The sequence below is a fragment of the Sphingobacterium sp. MAE genome (genome assembly GCF_056711605.1).
In genome coordinates, this window is sequence record NZ_CM160044.1 from 1,197,419 (window position 1) to 1,211,174 (window position 13,756).

Genomic DNA, 13,756 nt, shown 5'->3' on the forward strand with positions numbered 1-13,756 from the left:
ATGCGTAAGAAAATTGTAGCAGGGAATTGGAAAATGAATTTGGATTACCAAGATGGGGTGAGTTTATTCTCTGAGGTAGTGAATATGGCTAAAGATGAGATCGTTGGTGATCAGCAAGTAGTGGTTTGTAGCCCATTTATTCATTTACATAGTATTGCGCAATTAGCAAAAACAGCATCACATGTTGCTGTTGGTGCTCAAAACATTCATCAGGCTGAATCAGGAGCGTACACAGGCGAAATTTCTGCAAGCCAAATTAAATCTATTGGTGTTGAATATGTCATTTTAGGGCATTCAGAACGTAGAGCTTATTTCGGAGAGACAAATGCGTTATTAAGTGAAAAAGTGGATGCTGCATTAAAGCATGGTCTATTGCCTATTTTCTGTATTGGTGAAACAAAAGAAGAAAGAGAATCAGGTAAGTTTTTTGACGTAATAAAAACACAACTGGAAGAGGCTGTATTTCATTTATCAAAAGAAGAGTTTTCAAAGGTTGTATTAGCTTATGAACCGGTATGGGCTATTGGTACTGGATTGACCGCTTCTCCAGAACAAGCTCAAGAAGTACATGCTTTTATTCGTGCTACTGTAGCAGCGCAATATGATCAATCTGTAGCAGGTGAAACGAGTATTTTATATGGAGGTAGTTGTAATCCTAAGAATGCAGGTGAATTATTTGCACAAGCTGATATTGATGGTGGATTGATCGGTGGTGCATCTCTGAAGTCACGAGATTTCTTAGATATTGTAAAAGTTTTTAATAAGTAAGAATCTATTATGAAATATAGTGAGGTAATATTTACGAGAAAAGTAGGGGAAGAGTGGCAACAGGATCTGTTTATTGCCGAACTAGCTGATATAGGTTTCGATACTTTTGAACATACGAAATCGGGGTTTGCAGCTTTTATTCCAACTGCAAACCTTGATCTTCAAGCTTTGGAAACTGTTTTACTTCAACAAGATGGTTTTGAAGTTGAGTATGAGGTGGTAGATATTGAAGATCAAAATTGGAACAAACTGTGGGAAAGTAATTTTAGTCCAATTTTGATAGATGATCAATGTTATGTAAGAGCAACTTTTCATGAAGCTAAACCTGATATTTCATATGAGATCGTAATAGATCCTAAAATGTCTTTCGGGACTGGTCATCACCAGACTACAACCATGATGCTTCGTTATATTTTGGAAAATGATTTTCAAGGTAAGGAAGTTTTAGATATGGGGTGTGGAACAGGAATATTGGCGATTTTAGCCGCCCAAAAAGGTGCAAAACAATTACTTGCAGTGGATTTTGATGATGTCTGTGTAGATAGCGTCGAAGAGAATAAGCTCTTGAATAATATTACGAATATCGAATCGAAATTAGGATCTTATGAAACCATCGTCGATCGTCATTTTGATACCATTTTAGCTAATATTAATCGTAATATATTGATGGAACAATTTCCACAATACAGTAAATCTCTGCGACCAAATGGAGAATTATATATTAGCGGTTTTTTTGAAGGAGAAGATTTATCAATTTTAAAACAACGTGCAGAATCACTTGGACTGGAGTTTGTTTCTAATCAGGTGTTAGACAATTGGTGCTCGGCAAAATTCGTGAAAGTAAATTAATCATATGCGCATACATTTTATTGCGATAGGTGGAAGTATCATGCATAACCTTGCTATCTCTTTAGAGCGGCAGGGCCATCAGATTTCTGGATCTGATGATCAAATTGTAGAGCCTTCTCGCAGCCATCTAATTGATGCGGGATTACTTCCAGAACAATTGGGGTGGTTTGAGGAAAAGATTACGGATGATATTGATGCCGTTATTTTAGGAGCTCACGCACTTATTAATAATCCTGAATTAATAAAAGCTCAGGAATTAGGTCTTAAAATTTATTCTTTTCCTGAATTTATCCAAGAACTTTCTCAAGATAAAACACGCGTGGTCATTGCTGGTAGTTATGGTAAAACGACTATCATGAGTATGGTCATGCATGTTCTGAAAAATCTCAATAGACCTTTCGATTATTTAGTTGGAGCACAGCTTGAAGGTTTTGATAACTTGATTGAGATAACAAAAACAAATAAAATCATCTTAATAGAGGGCGACGAAAATGTAGCTTCTAGTTTGAGCAGTAAGTCCAAGTTTATGTTTTACAAACCCAATATTGCCTTGATTAGCGGTATTAATTGGAATGAGTATAGCACTACAATAACTTTTGATAATTATCTAAAGCAATTTGAAGACTTTATCAACACCATAGAGGCCAAAGGAACCTTGATCTATAACAAGGAAGATAAATACCTGCAGAAGATTATTGCTGAGACTAAATCATGTAAAATCAACCGGCACGGATATCAAATTCCTGAATATGCTATTAATAAGGGTATAACTTCTATAAAATCAACCAAAGGGGACGTTCCTTTGCAAATTTTTGGTAAGCATAATCTTTCTAATATCGCTGGCGCTTATACGGTATGTGAATGGCTGGGGATAAAAAAGGAAGATTTCTTTGAAACAATAAAAACATTTAAAAGCTCCATTCGATATTTGGAATTTGTATCTAGTTTTGAAGGTTCTGTGGTATATCAGGATTTTGCTCATACGCCTAAAAAATTGAAGGCAAGTATTCATGCGATTAAGGAACAATTTCCAAGTCAGAAGCTGGTTGCAATAATTGAATTAAATGCATACGATAGTTTAGATGAAAGCTTTGTGAATCAATATAAGGACACCATGAATGAAGCTGATCTTCCCGTTGTGTTTGTTAATATGGAGTCAATAAAGGAAGTTAATAAGTGTACTACTCATCTTTTGGAAGATATTCGAAGTGCTTTTAACCGGTCGGATTTGGATATTGTGACGAACTTAGGAGACCTATACAAGTTCCTTGAGAATTTTAAATCAAAAGGCAATAATTTATTGCTAATGAGCTCGGGCAATTACAGTGGGGTTAATTTAACAGAGTTAGCGGATCATTTTTTTAAGAATTATTAATAAAATTGCGTTAATACTTTGATTAAAGAATTTTTTATTTTATATTTGTTTTGTAAATAAAAAATATCTACCAAATGAATGCATTAGGAAAAAAAATTAGATTATTGAGACACCAAAAAGGGTGGAGTCAAGAAGATGTTGCAAAGAGATTAGATATCTCCATTCCAGCTTTTTCAAAAATTGAAACGGGAATTACAGATGTAAATTTATCTCGTTTAAATCAGATTTCAAAATTATTTAATTTGTCAGTAGTTCAACTTTTATCAACTTCAGATATGGAAGAGGATAAAGAAGCTGTAAATGAATTGGCAGAATTAACTAAAAAATTGCAAGTACGTGAAACCGAAGTGATCGAATTGCAAAAGAAAGTAATTGATCTTTACGAGCAATTACACAAGAAATAGATTTTATTCAATTTTGGGAATGAATAAAAGAAAGGCTTGCAGATTATCTGCAAGCCTTTTTACTTTCTTCTGATTGACAACTTAAGTTGTTTTCTATAGATAGCGTGATTTATTTAGATTAAAAGTCGTCTTCGTCCCCGAAATCGTCAAATCCACCAATAGGATCAATGTCTTCTAAATTAAAGTCATCTTCTAAGATGTCATCAGAATCATCATCAGGTCCATTGAATGAACCAAATTTCTCTTCATCTACTGCATGCATAGATTCACTTTTCATCATTGCCGTGTTCATAAAATTATACTTTATTTTTGCTTATTTAATATTGTAAAATTATATAACAAAATTCGAAGTTTAAACTTTTTTTGAAAAAAAATAATTGACGTAAAATATTGATTATTAGTGAAATTCGATAATTTGTTAATGATGAAAAAAATGAGTATTGAAACTATTCAGCCACCTCTCCGATTTCATTTTCAACAGTCACAATATCTTTTAATTGCGGCAGATCTCGAACTCCATTGATGCCAAAATGATTCATGAATTGCGAGCTTGTACTATACAAGAGTGGTTTTCCGATTGAATCCGCTTTTCCAGCAATTTGAATTAATTTTTTCTCTAAGAGTCGTTGAACGGAATAATCACAACTAACACCTCTAATTTGCTCTATTTCCAGCTTTGTAATAGGTTGTCTATAAGCTATGATTGCCAGTGTTTCTAACGCAGCTTGACTTAATTTCTTCTTATCACGATGAAGCTGTAACTGATTGATCGTTTCATGATAAGCGGATTTTGTCAAAAACTGAAAAGTATTATTAATAATTTTCAATTCCAATACTTCGTCTTCGCTTTGATGTTTACTGCTTATCTTATCAATAAAAGTTTGCAGCTCTTCTTTAGAAATTTCAATGGCTAATGCCTCTTGTAGAACATGTTTAATATCCTGTAGACCAACACCATCTTCTGAGGCATATATAATGGCCTCTATATTACGAATAATATCTTTCACGGATTAATAATTGATTACTTGTTCAACCATATGTTCAGGAAGTTCACGAAATTCGTAGCGCTGTGTTCTCAGTTGAGGTTCAAATCCGGCCTCTTGTATTGCCTTCTGAATAGAATTTGCTGTAAATCGATGTGGAGCACCTGCAGCCGAAACAACATTCTCCTCAATCATGATGGATCCAAAATCGTTGGCACCAGCGTGTAAGCATAACTGAGCAGTTCTTTTTCCTACAGTCAACCACGAGGCTTGAATATTTTTGATATTTGGAAGCATAATTCTACTTAAAGCGATCATACGAATATATTCTTCGCCAGTGACATCATTAGTAATGCCTCTTAACCTTTTTAATAAGGTGCCATCATCTTGAAATGGCCAAGGAATAAATGCTACAAAACCAAAGTGTCCCTCAGGTTTTTCAGCCTGTACCTCCCTGATCCACACCAGATGTTCAAAACGCTCTTCAATCGTTTCGATATGACCAAACATCATCGTTGCTGAAGTTGGTAGATCAATTTGATGAGCAGCACGCATCACATCTAACCATTCTTTACCACCACATTTACCTTTAGATATAAGACGTCTAACACGGTCATTTAAGATTTCAGCTCCTGCTCCAGGTAGTGAGTCTAAACCCGCTTCTTTTAGCGCCTTAAGCACCTCTATATGTGACATGTTTTCTAATTTAGCAACATGCGCAATTTCTGGTGGACCTAAAGAATGTAACTTTAATGTCGGATATAATTCTTTTAATTGTTTAAATAGATCAGCATAAAATGTTAATCCTAGGTCGGGATGGTGCCCCCCTTGTAACAATAATTGATCTCCGCCATACATAAAGGTCTCTTCAATCTTTTGCTTATAGGTTTCGATATCCGTAATGTAACTCTCATCATGACCAGGTCTACGAAAGAAATTACAAAATTTACAGTTTGCAATACAAACATTTGTTGTATTTACATTACGGTCTATTTGCCAAGTAACCTTACCATGAGGTACTTGTATTTTACGTAACTCATTTGCAACATAGCTTAAATCAGCTGTGGCTGCATGATGATATAAATATATACCTTCATCTTTGGTTAAAAACTCAAATCTTAAGGCTCTTTCTAATAAATTGCTTACATCCATTAAGAACAAATATAAGCACCTTTTGCTTTATATTTATTGATTGACTGTAAGTTTTCATCAATACTAATTTGAAGGCTTTAAAACCGGCGGATCTCTTTTTTGTTGGTTATGGCATCACGATGTCGTCATCTTTAGATCATTAATTTATGATCATTACGTGTTATAGTTATCAAAATATAGATTGCAGCAGACTTCAACTCTTTTTTTGATTAAGAGATGTTAAATCAATTTTATATATCAATTTTCGTAGTTTTACGCTGATGAAATTTTTAAAGAAGATACTTTTTTTTCTAGCTGTAGGTACATATAGTTTTAGTTCTTTTGCCCAACAGTATAATGACGTTTATACTAAACTACAGCAATCCCCAATACTTAACGATCACTTTTTTGGATTTTCCTTGTACGATTTGGATAGTAATCGATTTGTTGTCGATATTAATGGGCACAAGCATTTTACACCAGCTTCCAATACAAAGGTGTTCACACTTTATGCCGCTTTAGAGTTATTGGGTGATTCTATTCCAGGATTGCAATATGTAGAAAAAGGTGACTCTCTTTTATTTTGGGGAACAGGTGATCCGACATTTTTACATAGTAAAATGGACTCTCACATCGTTTATAATTTTCTAAAGAAAACAGATAAAAAAATATTCTATGTTCCAAGTCCGATGCGAAATCGATTTTTTGCTGCTGGGTGGTCTATGGATGATTTCGATGCATATTATCAACCTGAAATTGCCGTTTTACCTATTTATGGAAACGTGGTTACCTTTCGAGCGACCGGAAATAATAAAATGAGTATCGTTCCAGCTTATTTTCAAGATAAGCAAGCCATACAACCCATGCTTGACAAAGGTCAATTTGCATTGAGTCGATCATTTACTGAAAATGAATTTTTACAATCTCGAGAAAATATTCCTGCCAATTATGTGAATGAAATCCCATTTAAATACTCGGATGATCTGGCTATTAAATTATTGTCTGATACGCTAAATAAAAAAATACAAATCATTGATTATAAGAAGCCCATAGATGTAAAAACATTATATTCTAATGCTACAAATTATGTTTTACGTGAAATGATGTTACCAAGTGATAACTATCTAGCAGAACAAATTCTAATGATGGCATCGCTACAGAACTTTAAAAAATTTGACACCTATTTAGTTCGAAATTGGATGCAGGATAATTACTATAAATATTATTCTGATGAGACTGTTCTCCATGATGGATCAGGATTATCATCCTACAATAAAATAAGCCCCCAAAGCATGGTCGATGTTTTAGTTGCTATAAAGAATAAAATTCCAGATGAAACGAAAAGATTTAAACTATTTTCTGCTGGCGGTGTTGATGGTACATTGAAAAGAGCTTATAGTAAAGATCTGGGTGTTCCTTTTATATTTGCAAAAACAGGTACGATCACTTCCGTATATTGTCAAAGTGGTTACTTAATCACAAGATCAGGTAAAAGACTCGCGTTTTCTTTTCTGAATAACAATTTTATTGATGAAAAAGGGAGTAATATTAGAAAGGAAATGGTTAATATCATGACTTATATCAGGCAAAATTATTAATATTTCAGTTTATATGGGTTAATCATTATTTTTATCAACTAAACCTCAAGTATGTCTGTCATTCAAAAAAATAATAAAAAATTAATTCGCTCATGGGCGATGTTTGATTGGGCTAATTCAGCCTATAACTTGGTTATAACCTCGACTATTTTTCCTGTTTATTATACCACAATTACGAATACAAAAGAGCATGGTGACGTCGTACGTTTCTTTGGTGCTGAGTTTGTCAATACGGCCCTATCAAACTTTGCTTTGGCGGTTGCTTACTTGGTCATGGCATTGACGCTGCCTTTTATTTCGTCCTATGCTGATGCCAACGGAAAGAAGAAACAAATTATGAAATTTTTTACTACAGCGGGAGCAATCGCTTGTATGGGACTGTTTTTCTTTAAGTTAGAAACGTTAGAAATCGGTATTATCTGTTTTGTAATAGCTGCTATGGGTTATATTGGCGGTGTTCTCTTTAACAATTCATATTTACCTCTTATTGCGTCTGTTGATCAGCAAGATAAAGTGAGTGCGCAAGGTTTTTCATATGGTTATGTCGGATGTGTGACGTTGCAGATTTTGTGTTTCATTGTTGTCCTGAAACCCGAATGGTTTGGCATATCGGACCCATCTTTGCCCGCAAGGATTTCATTTTTAATGGTTGGAATCTGGTGGTTAGGGTTTTCACTTATTCCATTTAAATATCTTCCTAATATTCCTGCAACAAGAAAAGGAGAAGGCTTATCATTAGTTGAAAAAGTAAAAGCTGAAATTAGTTCTGTCTGGGGACATATTCAACAAATTCCAGAAATAAAAAAGTTTTTACCTGCATTTTTCTTTTATAGTATCGGTGTGCAGACTTTGATGATCGTAGCATCTGCTTTCGGGGAGAAAGTGCTACATTTGGGAGCTACTAAATTAATAGGAACCATTCTCTTAATTCAACTTGTTGCGATAGCTGGAGCATTCATTATGTCTGCTATTTCTGCTCGTATTGGAAATGTTAAAGTATTAATGTTAGTCGTTGTGATTTGGATCAGTATCTGTATTTCAGCTTATTTTCTGACAACAGAGATTCAGTTTTACATATTAGCGGCCTTAGTTGGTTTGGTGATGGGGGGCATTCAATCACTTTCCAGATCGACATTTTCAAAGTTAATTCCTGAAGATATACAAGATACGACCGCATTTTTCTCCTTTTATGACGTGACGGAAAAAATAGCCATTGTTGTAGGATTATTTTCATTCGCGATGATAGAACAAATCACACACAATATCAGATATTCGGCATTATCCTTATCTTTATTTTTTATAATTGGATTGTTACTATTAATTCGTCTATTGCGATATAATAAATCCTAAATTTAAATTTAAGAATATACGATATGAAAGTTGAACTTTTTGTTCCTTGTTTTATTGATCAGTTGTATCCGGAAACGGCTTTTAATACCATACGATTGTTAGAGAAAGCAGGATGTGAAGTTACGTATAATGCTGAGCAAACGTGTTGTGGTCAACCAGCTTATAATGCTGGTTTTTGGGATGAAGCAACGATAGTTGGGCAAAAGTTTTTAAAGGATTTTAGTGCAGATCATTATATAGTTTCTCCATCGGCATCATGTACGGGTATGGTCAAACATAGTTATAATGATTTGTTCACGGGCTCCATTGAGCAATCGCACTGTCGATCGATCCAAAAAAATATATTTGAAATTTCTGATTTTTTAGTCAATGTAGTAAAGAAAGATTATTTTGGAGCAGAATTGGAAGGAATCGGAGTTTATCATGATGCATGCTCAGCATTGCGCGAATGTAAAATCAAAGAGGAGCCCAGGCGCCTATTGAGTAAAGTACTTGGCTTAGAAATGGTGGAAGTTAAGGATAGTGAAGTTTGCTGTGGCTTTGGAGGTACATTTGCTGTTAAATTTGAAGGTATATCGTCTGCGATGGCAGAGCAAAAAGTGAGAAATGCTCTTGATATGCGTGCAGATTATATCATTTCGACAGATGCCTCCTGTTTGTTACAGTTACAAGCCTATATCGACCAATATAAATTGCCGATCAGAACTATTCATTTGGTAGATGTACTAACAACTGGCTGGGGTAATATTTAAAAGAACTTAAACTAAATACTAAAATTATGAATTCAAGAAGAGATTTTCTCAAAAATTTGGGTTTAACTGCTGCAGGAGTAGCGTTAATGCCGAGCTTAGATTTGCTCGCTGCTCCGAAGAACTGGTTTGATATTTCACTGGCCGAATGGTCATTGCACAAAACCCTTTTTAAGGGGGATCTAAAAAATATTGATTTCCCAGAGCTAGCAGCTAAAAAATTTGGAATTTATGGCGTAGAATATGTAAATGCCTTTTTCAAAGATAAAGCGAAAGACATGACTTATTTGAAAGATCTAAATAATCGCGCGAAAGATAATGGAGTTCGCAATGTATTGATTATGATCGATGGTGAAGGCAATCTAGGAGATGAAGACGCAACCAAACGTAAACAAGCTGTAGAAAATCATTACAAATGGATTGATGCGGCTCACTTTTTAGGTTGTCACGCTGTACGTGTAAATGCTGCTGGTAAAGGAACTCCTGAGGAAGTGAAAAAGGCGGTGGTTGACAGTCTTTCAACATTAGCCGATTACGGTAAAAAATCAAAGATCAGTGTTATCGTTGAAAACCATGGTGGGATCTCATCTCATGGTGATTGGTTGGCAGATACTTTAAAAACTGTCGGTAAGAAAAATTGTGGAAGTTTACCAGATTTAGGTAATTTTTATGAGTACGATCGTTATCAGGGAGTAGCAGATTTAATGCCGTACGCCAAAGGAGTGAGTGCTAAAACACATGATTTTGATGCTAATGGTAATGAGACTCAAATCGATTATGCACGAATGCTTAAAATAGTAAAAGATGCTAAATTTAAAGGTTACATCGGTATTGAATACGAAGGAAGTAAGCTTAGTGAAGAAGAAGGTATTTTTGCAACAAAAAAATTATTGGAGCGTTTGCGTCCTACAATTTAATTATGATATGGTAATTGTGGTATGAAATTTTACCATCAATATCTATATATTAAAAGGGGGAGATCTATTATTGATTTTCCCTTTTTTTGTGATCGTTATTTTCTCCTAGTACCCATTAGACTTGTTAGAAATTCAAAGATGCAAATCGTTGTCTAAAGATCTACCATTTCGTATAAGTTGGGGTTGAACGATTATCAATCGAAATATCCACAGATCTTACATGTGGTAAACGAATAGCGAAATTTAAGCCAATAAAATACTAATTTAATTCAGCAACTGAATTAAATTAGTATTTTGCAGCACCTTTAGAAACAATCAATAAAAAAACAAACCATACCTATGAATCAATTAAAAGATGAAGCCCTTGTTTCACATTTGGAGCAACTGCAAGTCGATAATATTTTAGTAAAAGGACATCCTGCTGGTCTATTTGTCTTATTTTTTACTGAGATGTGGGAGCGTTTCAGCTATTACGGCATGCGTGCCTTACTAACAATTTTTCTGATAAGTGAAATTGCACATGGAGGATGGGGGTGGAGTAATGAAGAGGCGATGAAGTTGTATGGACTTTATACGGGTTTTGTATTTTTAACACCGCTGCTTGGAGGAGTAATTGCAGACCGTCTGTTGGGTTATAAAAAAGCCATTCTAATTGGTGCGGTAACTATGACTGCTGGCCACGCTGCTATGGCCTTGGAAGGAATTCATACTCATTTTTTCTTTCTTGGATTGATTTTGATGATTTTGGGCAATGGTATGTTTAAACCCAATATTGCCTCCATGGTTGGAAAGCTCTATCCAGATTCCAGTAGTAAGAAAGATGCCGGTTATACCATTTTTTATATGGGTATTAATGGCGGAGCGTTTTTAGGAATGATGCTTTGTGGATATATCGGAGAAAAGGTGGGTTGGCATTTTGGATTTGGTTTAGCAGGTATATTTATGTTCTTGGGCATGTTGCAATTTTTCTTCGCTCAAAAAATATTTGGCATTATCGGTGATACTCCACAGTCGACTAAAGAGAAGGAAATAAAAGAAGTAAAGGATAAGAGTGAGGTAACAACACCAGCACATGTTACTCGCGACAGATTAATTGTGATCGGTATTTTCATGTTTGCAAGCATCATCTTTCACTTGGCTTTTGAACAGGCTGGAGGTTCGATGACTATTTTTGCAAAGAATTATACACAACGTATTTTAGAAGGCCAAACTGCAGTCCTTTTTAAGTGGGTCGATGCAGCTTTGACTGTTTTTCCAATTCTTGTTGTATCGGCAGTTTTGTTTGCGTTAGCAAAAAAAATCTGGTTTAAGTATCCCCTTATTGTCATCTGCTCAGGACTGTCATTCGCGATCATCTGGGTGCTTTGCGGTTGGAAATTATATCGAGAATTTAATTCTCTAAGTTCCGAAGTCACTGTATCTTGGTTTCCTATGTTGAATTCATTTTTTATCATCACTTTAGCAACTTCTTTTAGTCGGATTTGGGAAAAGGTATGGAATCCTTCAGGTCCCATTAAGCTAGCATTGGGTTTGGCAATTGTTGGTTTAAGTTTTGCCGCATTATCCTATGGAAGTTTAGCTATACCTCCGGGAGCAAAAACAGCATCTGTTAGTATGATTTGGCTGGTACTGGCTTATTTTTTACAGACCGTTGGGGAACTTTGTTTATCACCCGTTGGGCTATCTTATGTCAGTAAATTATCCCCTCAAAAAGTGATAGGACTTCTATTTGGCATCTGGTATTGTGGAAATGCCATCGCCAATTTTATAGGAGGTTTTATAGGCTCTTACATAGATAATATTACAGCAACACACTCGATGTCTTATTTCTTTGGGATGTTTACCGTTGTTTCTTTTATATTTGCTATTATTTTAGTTTTGTGTAGTTCGGGTATCAAGAAAATGATGCACGGAATTCATTAATTCGATATCTTTTTATTATTTTGCTAAAATTATAACTTAGAGAACCCTATTATTAAATATATGTATCAAGAAAGAGATGAAGCTCTTGTTATCCATTTGAAAAAACAAGGCGTGGATGATAAGATGGTAATTGGACATCCTGCGGGATTATTTGTCCTATTTTTTACCGAAATGTGGGAAAGGTTTAGTTATTATGGCATGCGTGCTTTATTAACACTTTTCTTAATCAGTTCCCTTGCTGATAAAGGATGGGGCTGGAGTAATGAAGAGGCAATGAAACTATATGGTCTTTATACGGGACTGGTTTATTTAACCCCGTTGATAGGTGGTATGATTGCCGATAAATTGACCGGATTTAAAAAAGCCATTTTAATTGGAGCGCTAATCATGACAATGGGGCATCTATCTATGGCTTTCGAGGGAATAAACGCAAATTTCTTTTACGTAGGTCTTGGTTTAATGATTCTCGGTAATGGAATGTTTAAACCCAATATTTCTTCGATGGTTGGTAATCTTTACCCCGATGCAAGTTCTAAGAAGGATGCTGGTTATACCATATTTTACATGGGTATCAATGCCGGTTCATTTTTAGGTATGCTTTTATGTGGATATATCGGAGAGAAAGTAGGTTGGCACTATGGTTTTGGATTAGCAGGTGTTTTCATGTTCTTTGGTATGTTACAGTTTTATTTTGCTCAAAAGATTTTCGGTGTTATTGGAGAATCTCCAAAAGCGACTAAAGCTTTCCATGATGAAAAAATCAAAAATCATGAAGAGGAACCCGAAGAGGTGATTCCTGCTAATGTGGTCAGAGATCGTTTGATTGTGATTGCTGTTTTGATGATCGCAAGTATTGTTTTCTTTTTAGCATTTGAGCAAGCAGGAGGATCGATGTCTATTTTTGCTAAAGACTATACGCAACGTGTCCTTTCAGGAAATACAGCTACTACTTTCAAATGGATCGATACGATCTTGACCATTGCTCCAATGGTTATTGTGAGTATTGTGTTGCTAACGCTAGCAAAGAAAATCTATAAACAATATCCATTAACGATTATCTTCACAGGAGTTTCATTTATTGTTATTTGGTGTTTAGGTCTATGGAAAGTTTTTAGGGAGTTTGGAGCAACAGAAACAGAAGTAGCTGCTTCTTGGTTCCAGATCTTGAATGCGTTTTTTATTATTTCATTGGCTAATTCTTTTAGTAAATTTTGGGAAAAAATATGGAATCCTTCAGGGCCGGTGAAATTTGCCTTAGGACTTCTTCTTGTCGGTGTTGGTTTTGCTGCATTAGCTTATGGTGCAAGTGAAATTCCGCAGGGAGCTAAGACTGCAACCGTGAGTATGGTTTGGTTAATTATAGCTTATTTCTTTCATTCTACAGGAGAGTTATGCTTATCACCAGTTGGACTATCTTATGTAAGTAAACTATCCCCTAAGAAATTATTAGGTTTGTTATTTGGATTTTGGTTCTGTGCATCAGCTATTGCTAATTTTATTGGTGGATATTTAGGATCCTATATTGATAAAATTACAGCTGAACATTCTATGTCATACTTCTTTATGATTTTTGCCATAGTTCCAGCGGCAACAGCTTTATTATTACTTATTTTAAATCCAGTATTAAAGAAAATGATGCACGGTATAAATTAATCCCATGCTCATTATATATTATTTTAAGAGACGTTTCATTTGAAACGTCTCTTTTT

13 protein-coding genes are annotated in these 13,756 nt (G+C 35.0%); 10 read left to right on the forward strand and 3 right to left on the reverse strand.

Annotated elements, in window-relative coordinates; all coding sequences use genetic code 11:
- The 4 genes from tpiA to AC06G9_RS05125 all read left to right on the forward strand — a co-directional run bounded on the left by tpiA (position 1) and on the right by AC06G9_RS05125 (position 3,396).
- Positions 1–768 (forward strand): triose-phosphate isomerase, encoded by a 768-nt coding sequence (tpiA, locus tag AC06G9_RS05110; protein WP_480957629.1) that lies wholly within the window; start codon positions 1–3, stop codon positions 766–768.
- Positions 769–777: 9 nt separating this feature from the next.
- The gene (gene prmA / locus AC06G9_RS05115; protein ID WP_045753227.1) at positions 778–1,617 is read left to right on the forward strand and encodes a 50S ribosomal protein L11 methyltransferase; all 840 of its coding nucleotides are present in this window, start codon (positions 778–780) and stop codon (positions 1,615–1,617) included.
- 4 nt (positions 1,618–1,621) lie between these two features.
- Positions 1,622–2,992, forward strand: coding sequence for a Mur ligase family protein (locus AC06G9_RS05120; RefSeq protein WP_094772836.1), 1,371 nt, complete (start codon positions 1,622–1,624; stop codon positions 2,990–2,992).
- A gap of 74 nt (positions 2,993–3,066) precedes the next feature.
- On the forward strand, positions 3,067–3,396 hold the full coding sequence (locus AC06G9_RS05125; protein ID WP_045753225.1) for a helix-turn-helix domain-containing protein: 330 nt from the start codon (positions 3,067–3,069) through the stop codon (positions 3,394–3,396).
- A 118-nt stretch (positions 3,397–3,514) separates the two neighbouring features.
- Here AC06G9_RS05125 and AC06G9_RS05130 read toward each other — a convergent pair whose 3' ends face one another.
- The 3 genes from AC06G9_RS05130 to AC06G9_RS05140 form a co-directional block, all read right to left on the reverse strand.
- Positions 3,515–3,688, reverse strand: a complete 174-nt coding sequence (locus AC06G9_RS05130) for a hypothetical protein (protein ID WP_153197523.1) — start codon at positions 3,686–3,688, stop codon at positions 3,515–3,517.
- A 154-nt stretch (positions 3,689–3,842) separates the two neighbouring features.
- Positions 3,843–4,403 carry an SMC-Scp complex subunit ScpB gene (gene scpB, locus AC06G9_RS05135; RefSeq protein ID WP_045753224.1) on the reverse strand — a complete coding sequence of 187 codons (561 nt, stop codon included), beginning with the start codon at positions 4,401–4,403 and terminating at the stop codon, positions 3,843–3,845.
- Between the two features lie 3 nt (positions 4,404–4,406).
- Complete coding sequence (locus tag AC06G9_RS05140) at positions 4,407–5,531, reverse strand: CofH family radical SAM protein (protein WP_045753223.1); 1,125 nt, start codon at positions 5,529–5,531, stop codon at positions 4,407–4,409.
- Between the two features lie 260 nt (positions 5,532–5,791).
- Here AC06G9_RS05140 and AC06G9_RS05145 point away from each other — a divergent pair, with 260 nt between their 5' ends.
- The 6 genes from AC06G9_RS05145 to AC06G9_RS05170 all read left to right on the forward strand — a co-directional run bounded on the left by AC06G9_RS05145 (position 5,792) and on the right by AC06G9_RS05170 (position 13,700).
- Positions 5,792–7,108 (forward strand): D-alanyl-D-alanine carboxypeptidase, encoded by a 1,317-nt coding sequence (locus AC06G9_RS05145; protein WP_480957630.1) that lies wholly within the window; start codon positions 5,792–5,794, stop codon positions 7,106–7,108.
- Between the two features lie 51 nt (positions 7,109–7,159).
- Positions 7,160–8,458, forward strand: coding sequence for an MFS transporter (locus AC06G9_RS05150; protein ID WP_480957631.1), 1,299 nt, complete (start codon positions 7,160–7,162; stop codon positions 8,456–8,458).
- Positions 8,459–8,481: 23 nt separating this feature from the next.
- The gene (locus AC06G9_RS05155) at positions 8,482–9,210 is read left to right on the forward strand and encodes a (Fe-S)-binding protein (protein WP_045753220.1); all 729 of its coding nucleotides are present in this window, start codon (positions 8,482–8,484) and stop codon (positions 9,208–9,210) included.
- Positions 9,211–9,236: 26 nt separating this feature from the next.
- Entirely contained in the window at positions 9,237–10,124 is an 888-nt protein-coding gene (locus tag AC06G9_RS05160; protein ID WP_045753219.1) for a sugar phosphate isomerase/epimerase family protein, read from the forward strand.
- 339 nt (positions 10,125–10,463) lie between these two features.
- Complete coding sequence (locus AC06G9_RS05165) at positions 10,464–12,047, forward strand: peptide MFS transporter (protein WP_084405294.1); 1,584 nt, start codon at positions 10,464–10,466, stop codon at positions 12,045–12,047.
- Positions 12,048–12,107: 60 nt separating this feature from the next.
- Complete coding sequence (locus AC06G9_RS05170; protein WP_045753218.1) at positions 12,108–13,700, forward strand: peptide MFS transporter; 1,593 nt, start codon at positions 12,108–12,110, stop codon at positions 13,698–13,700.
- Positions 13,701–13,756 lie beyond the last annotated feature (56 nt).

What these genes read in the sequence shown, in the direction of transcription:
- AC06G9_RS05120 (WP_094772836.1), top strand. Translation starts at nt 1,622, where the DNA reads ATGCGCATACATTTTATTGCGATAGGTGGAAGTATCATGCATAACCTT.
- tpiA (WP_480957629.1), top strand. Translation starts at nt 1, where the DNA reads ATGCGTAAGAAAATTGTAGCAGGGAATTGGAAAATGAATTTGGATTAC.
- AC06G9_RS05170 (WP_045753218.1), top strand. Translation starts at nt 12,108, where the DNA reads ATGTATCAAGAAAGAGATGAAGCTCTTGTTATCCATTTGAAAAAACAA.
- prmA (WP_045753227.1), top strand. Translation starts at nt 778, where the DNA reads ATGAAATATAGTGAGGTAATATTTACGAGAAAAGTAGGGGAAGAGTGG.
- AC06G9_RS05145 (WP_480957630.1), top strand. Translation starts at nt 5,792, where the DNA reads ATGAAATTTTTAAAGAAGATACTTTTTTTTCTAGCTGTAGGTACATAT.
- AC06G9_RS05165 (WP_084405294.1), top strand. Translation starts at nt 10,464, where the DNA reads ATGAATCAATTAAAAGATGAAGCCCTTGTTTCACATTTGGAGCAACTG.
- AC06G9_RS05160 (WP_045753219.1), top strand. Translation starts at nt 9,237, where the DNA reads ATGAATTCAAGAAGAGATTTTCTCAAAAATTTGGGTTTAACTGCTGCA.
- AC06G9_RS05140 (WP_045753223.1), bottom strand. Translation starts at nt 5,531, where the DNA reads ATGGATGTAAGCAATTTATTAGAAAGAGCCTTAAGATTTGAGTTTTTA.
- AC06G9_RS05155 (WP_045753220.1), top strand. Translation starts at nt 8,482, where the DNA reads ATGAAAGTTGAACTTTTTGTTCCTTGTTTTATTGATCAGTTGTATCCG.
- AC06G9_RS05130 (WP_153197523.1), bottom strand. Translation starts at nt 3,688, where the DNA reads ATGAACACGGCAATGATGAAAAGTGAATCTATGCATGCAGTAGATGAA.
- AC06G9_RS05150 (WP_480957631.1), top strand. Translation starts at nt 7,160, where the DNA reads ATGTCTGTCATTCAAAAAAATAATAAAAAATTAATTCGCTCATGGGCG.
- AC06G9_RS05125 (WP_045753225.1), top strand. Translation starts at nt 3,067, where the DNA reads ATGAATGCATTAGGAAAAAAAATTAGATTATTGAGACACCAAAAAGGG.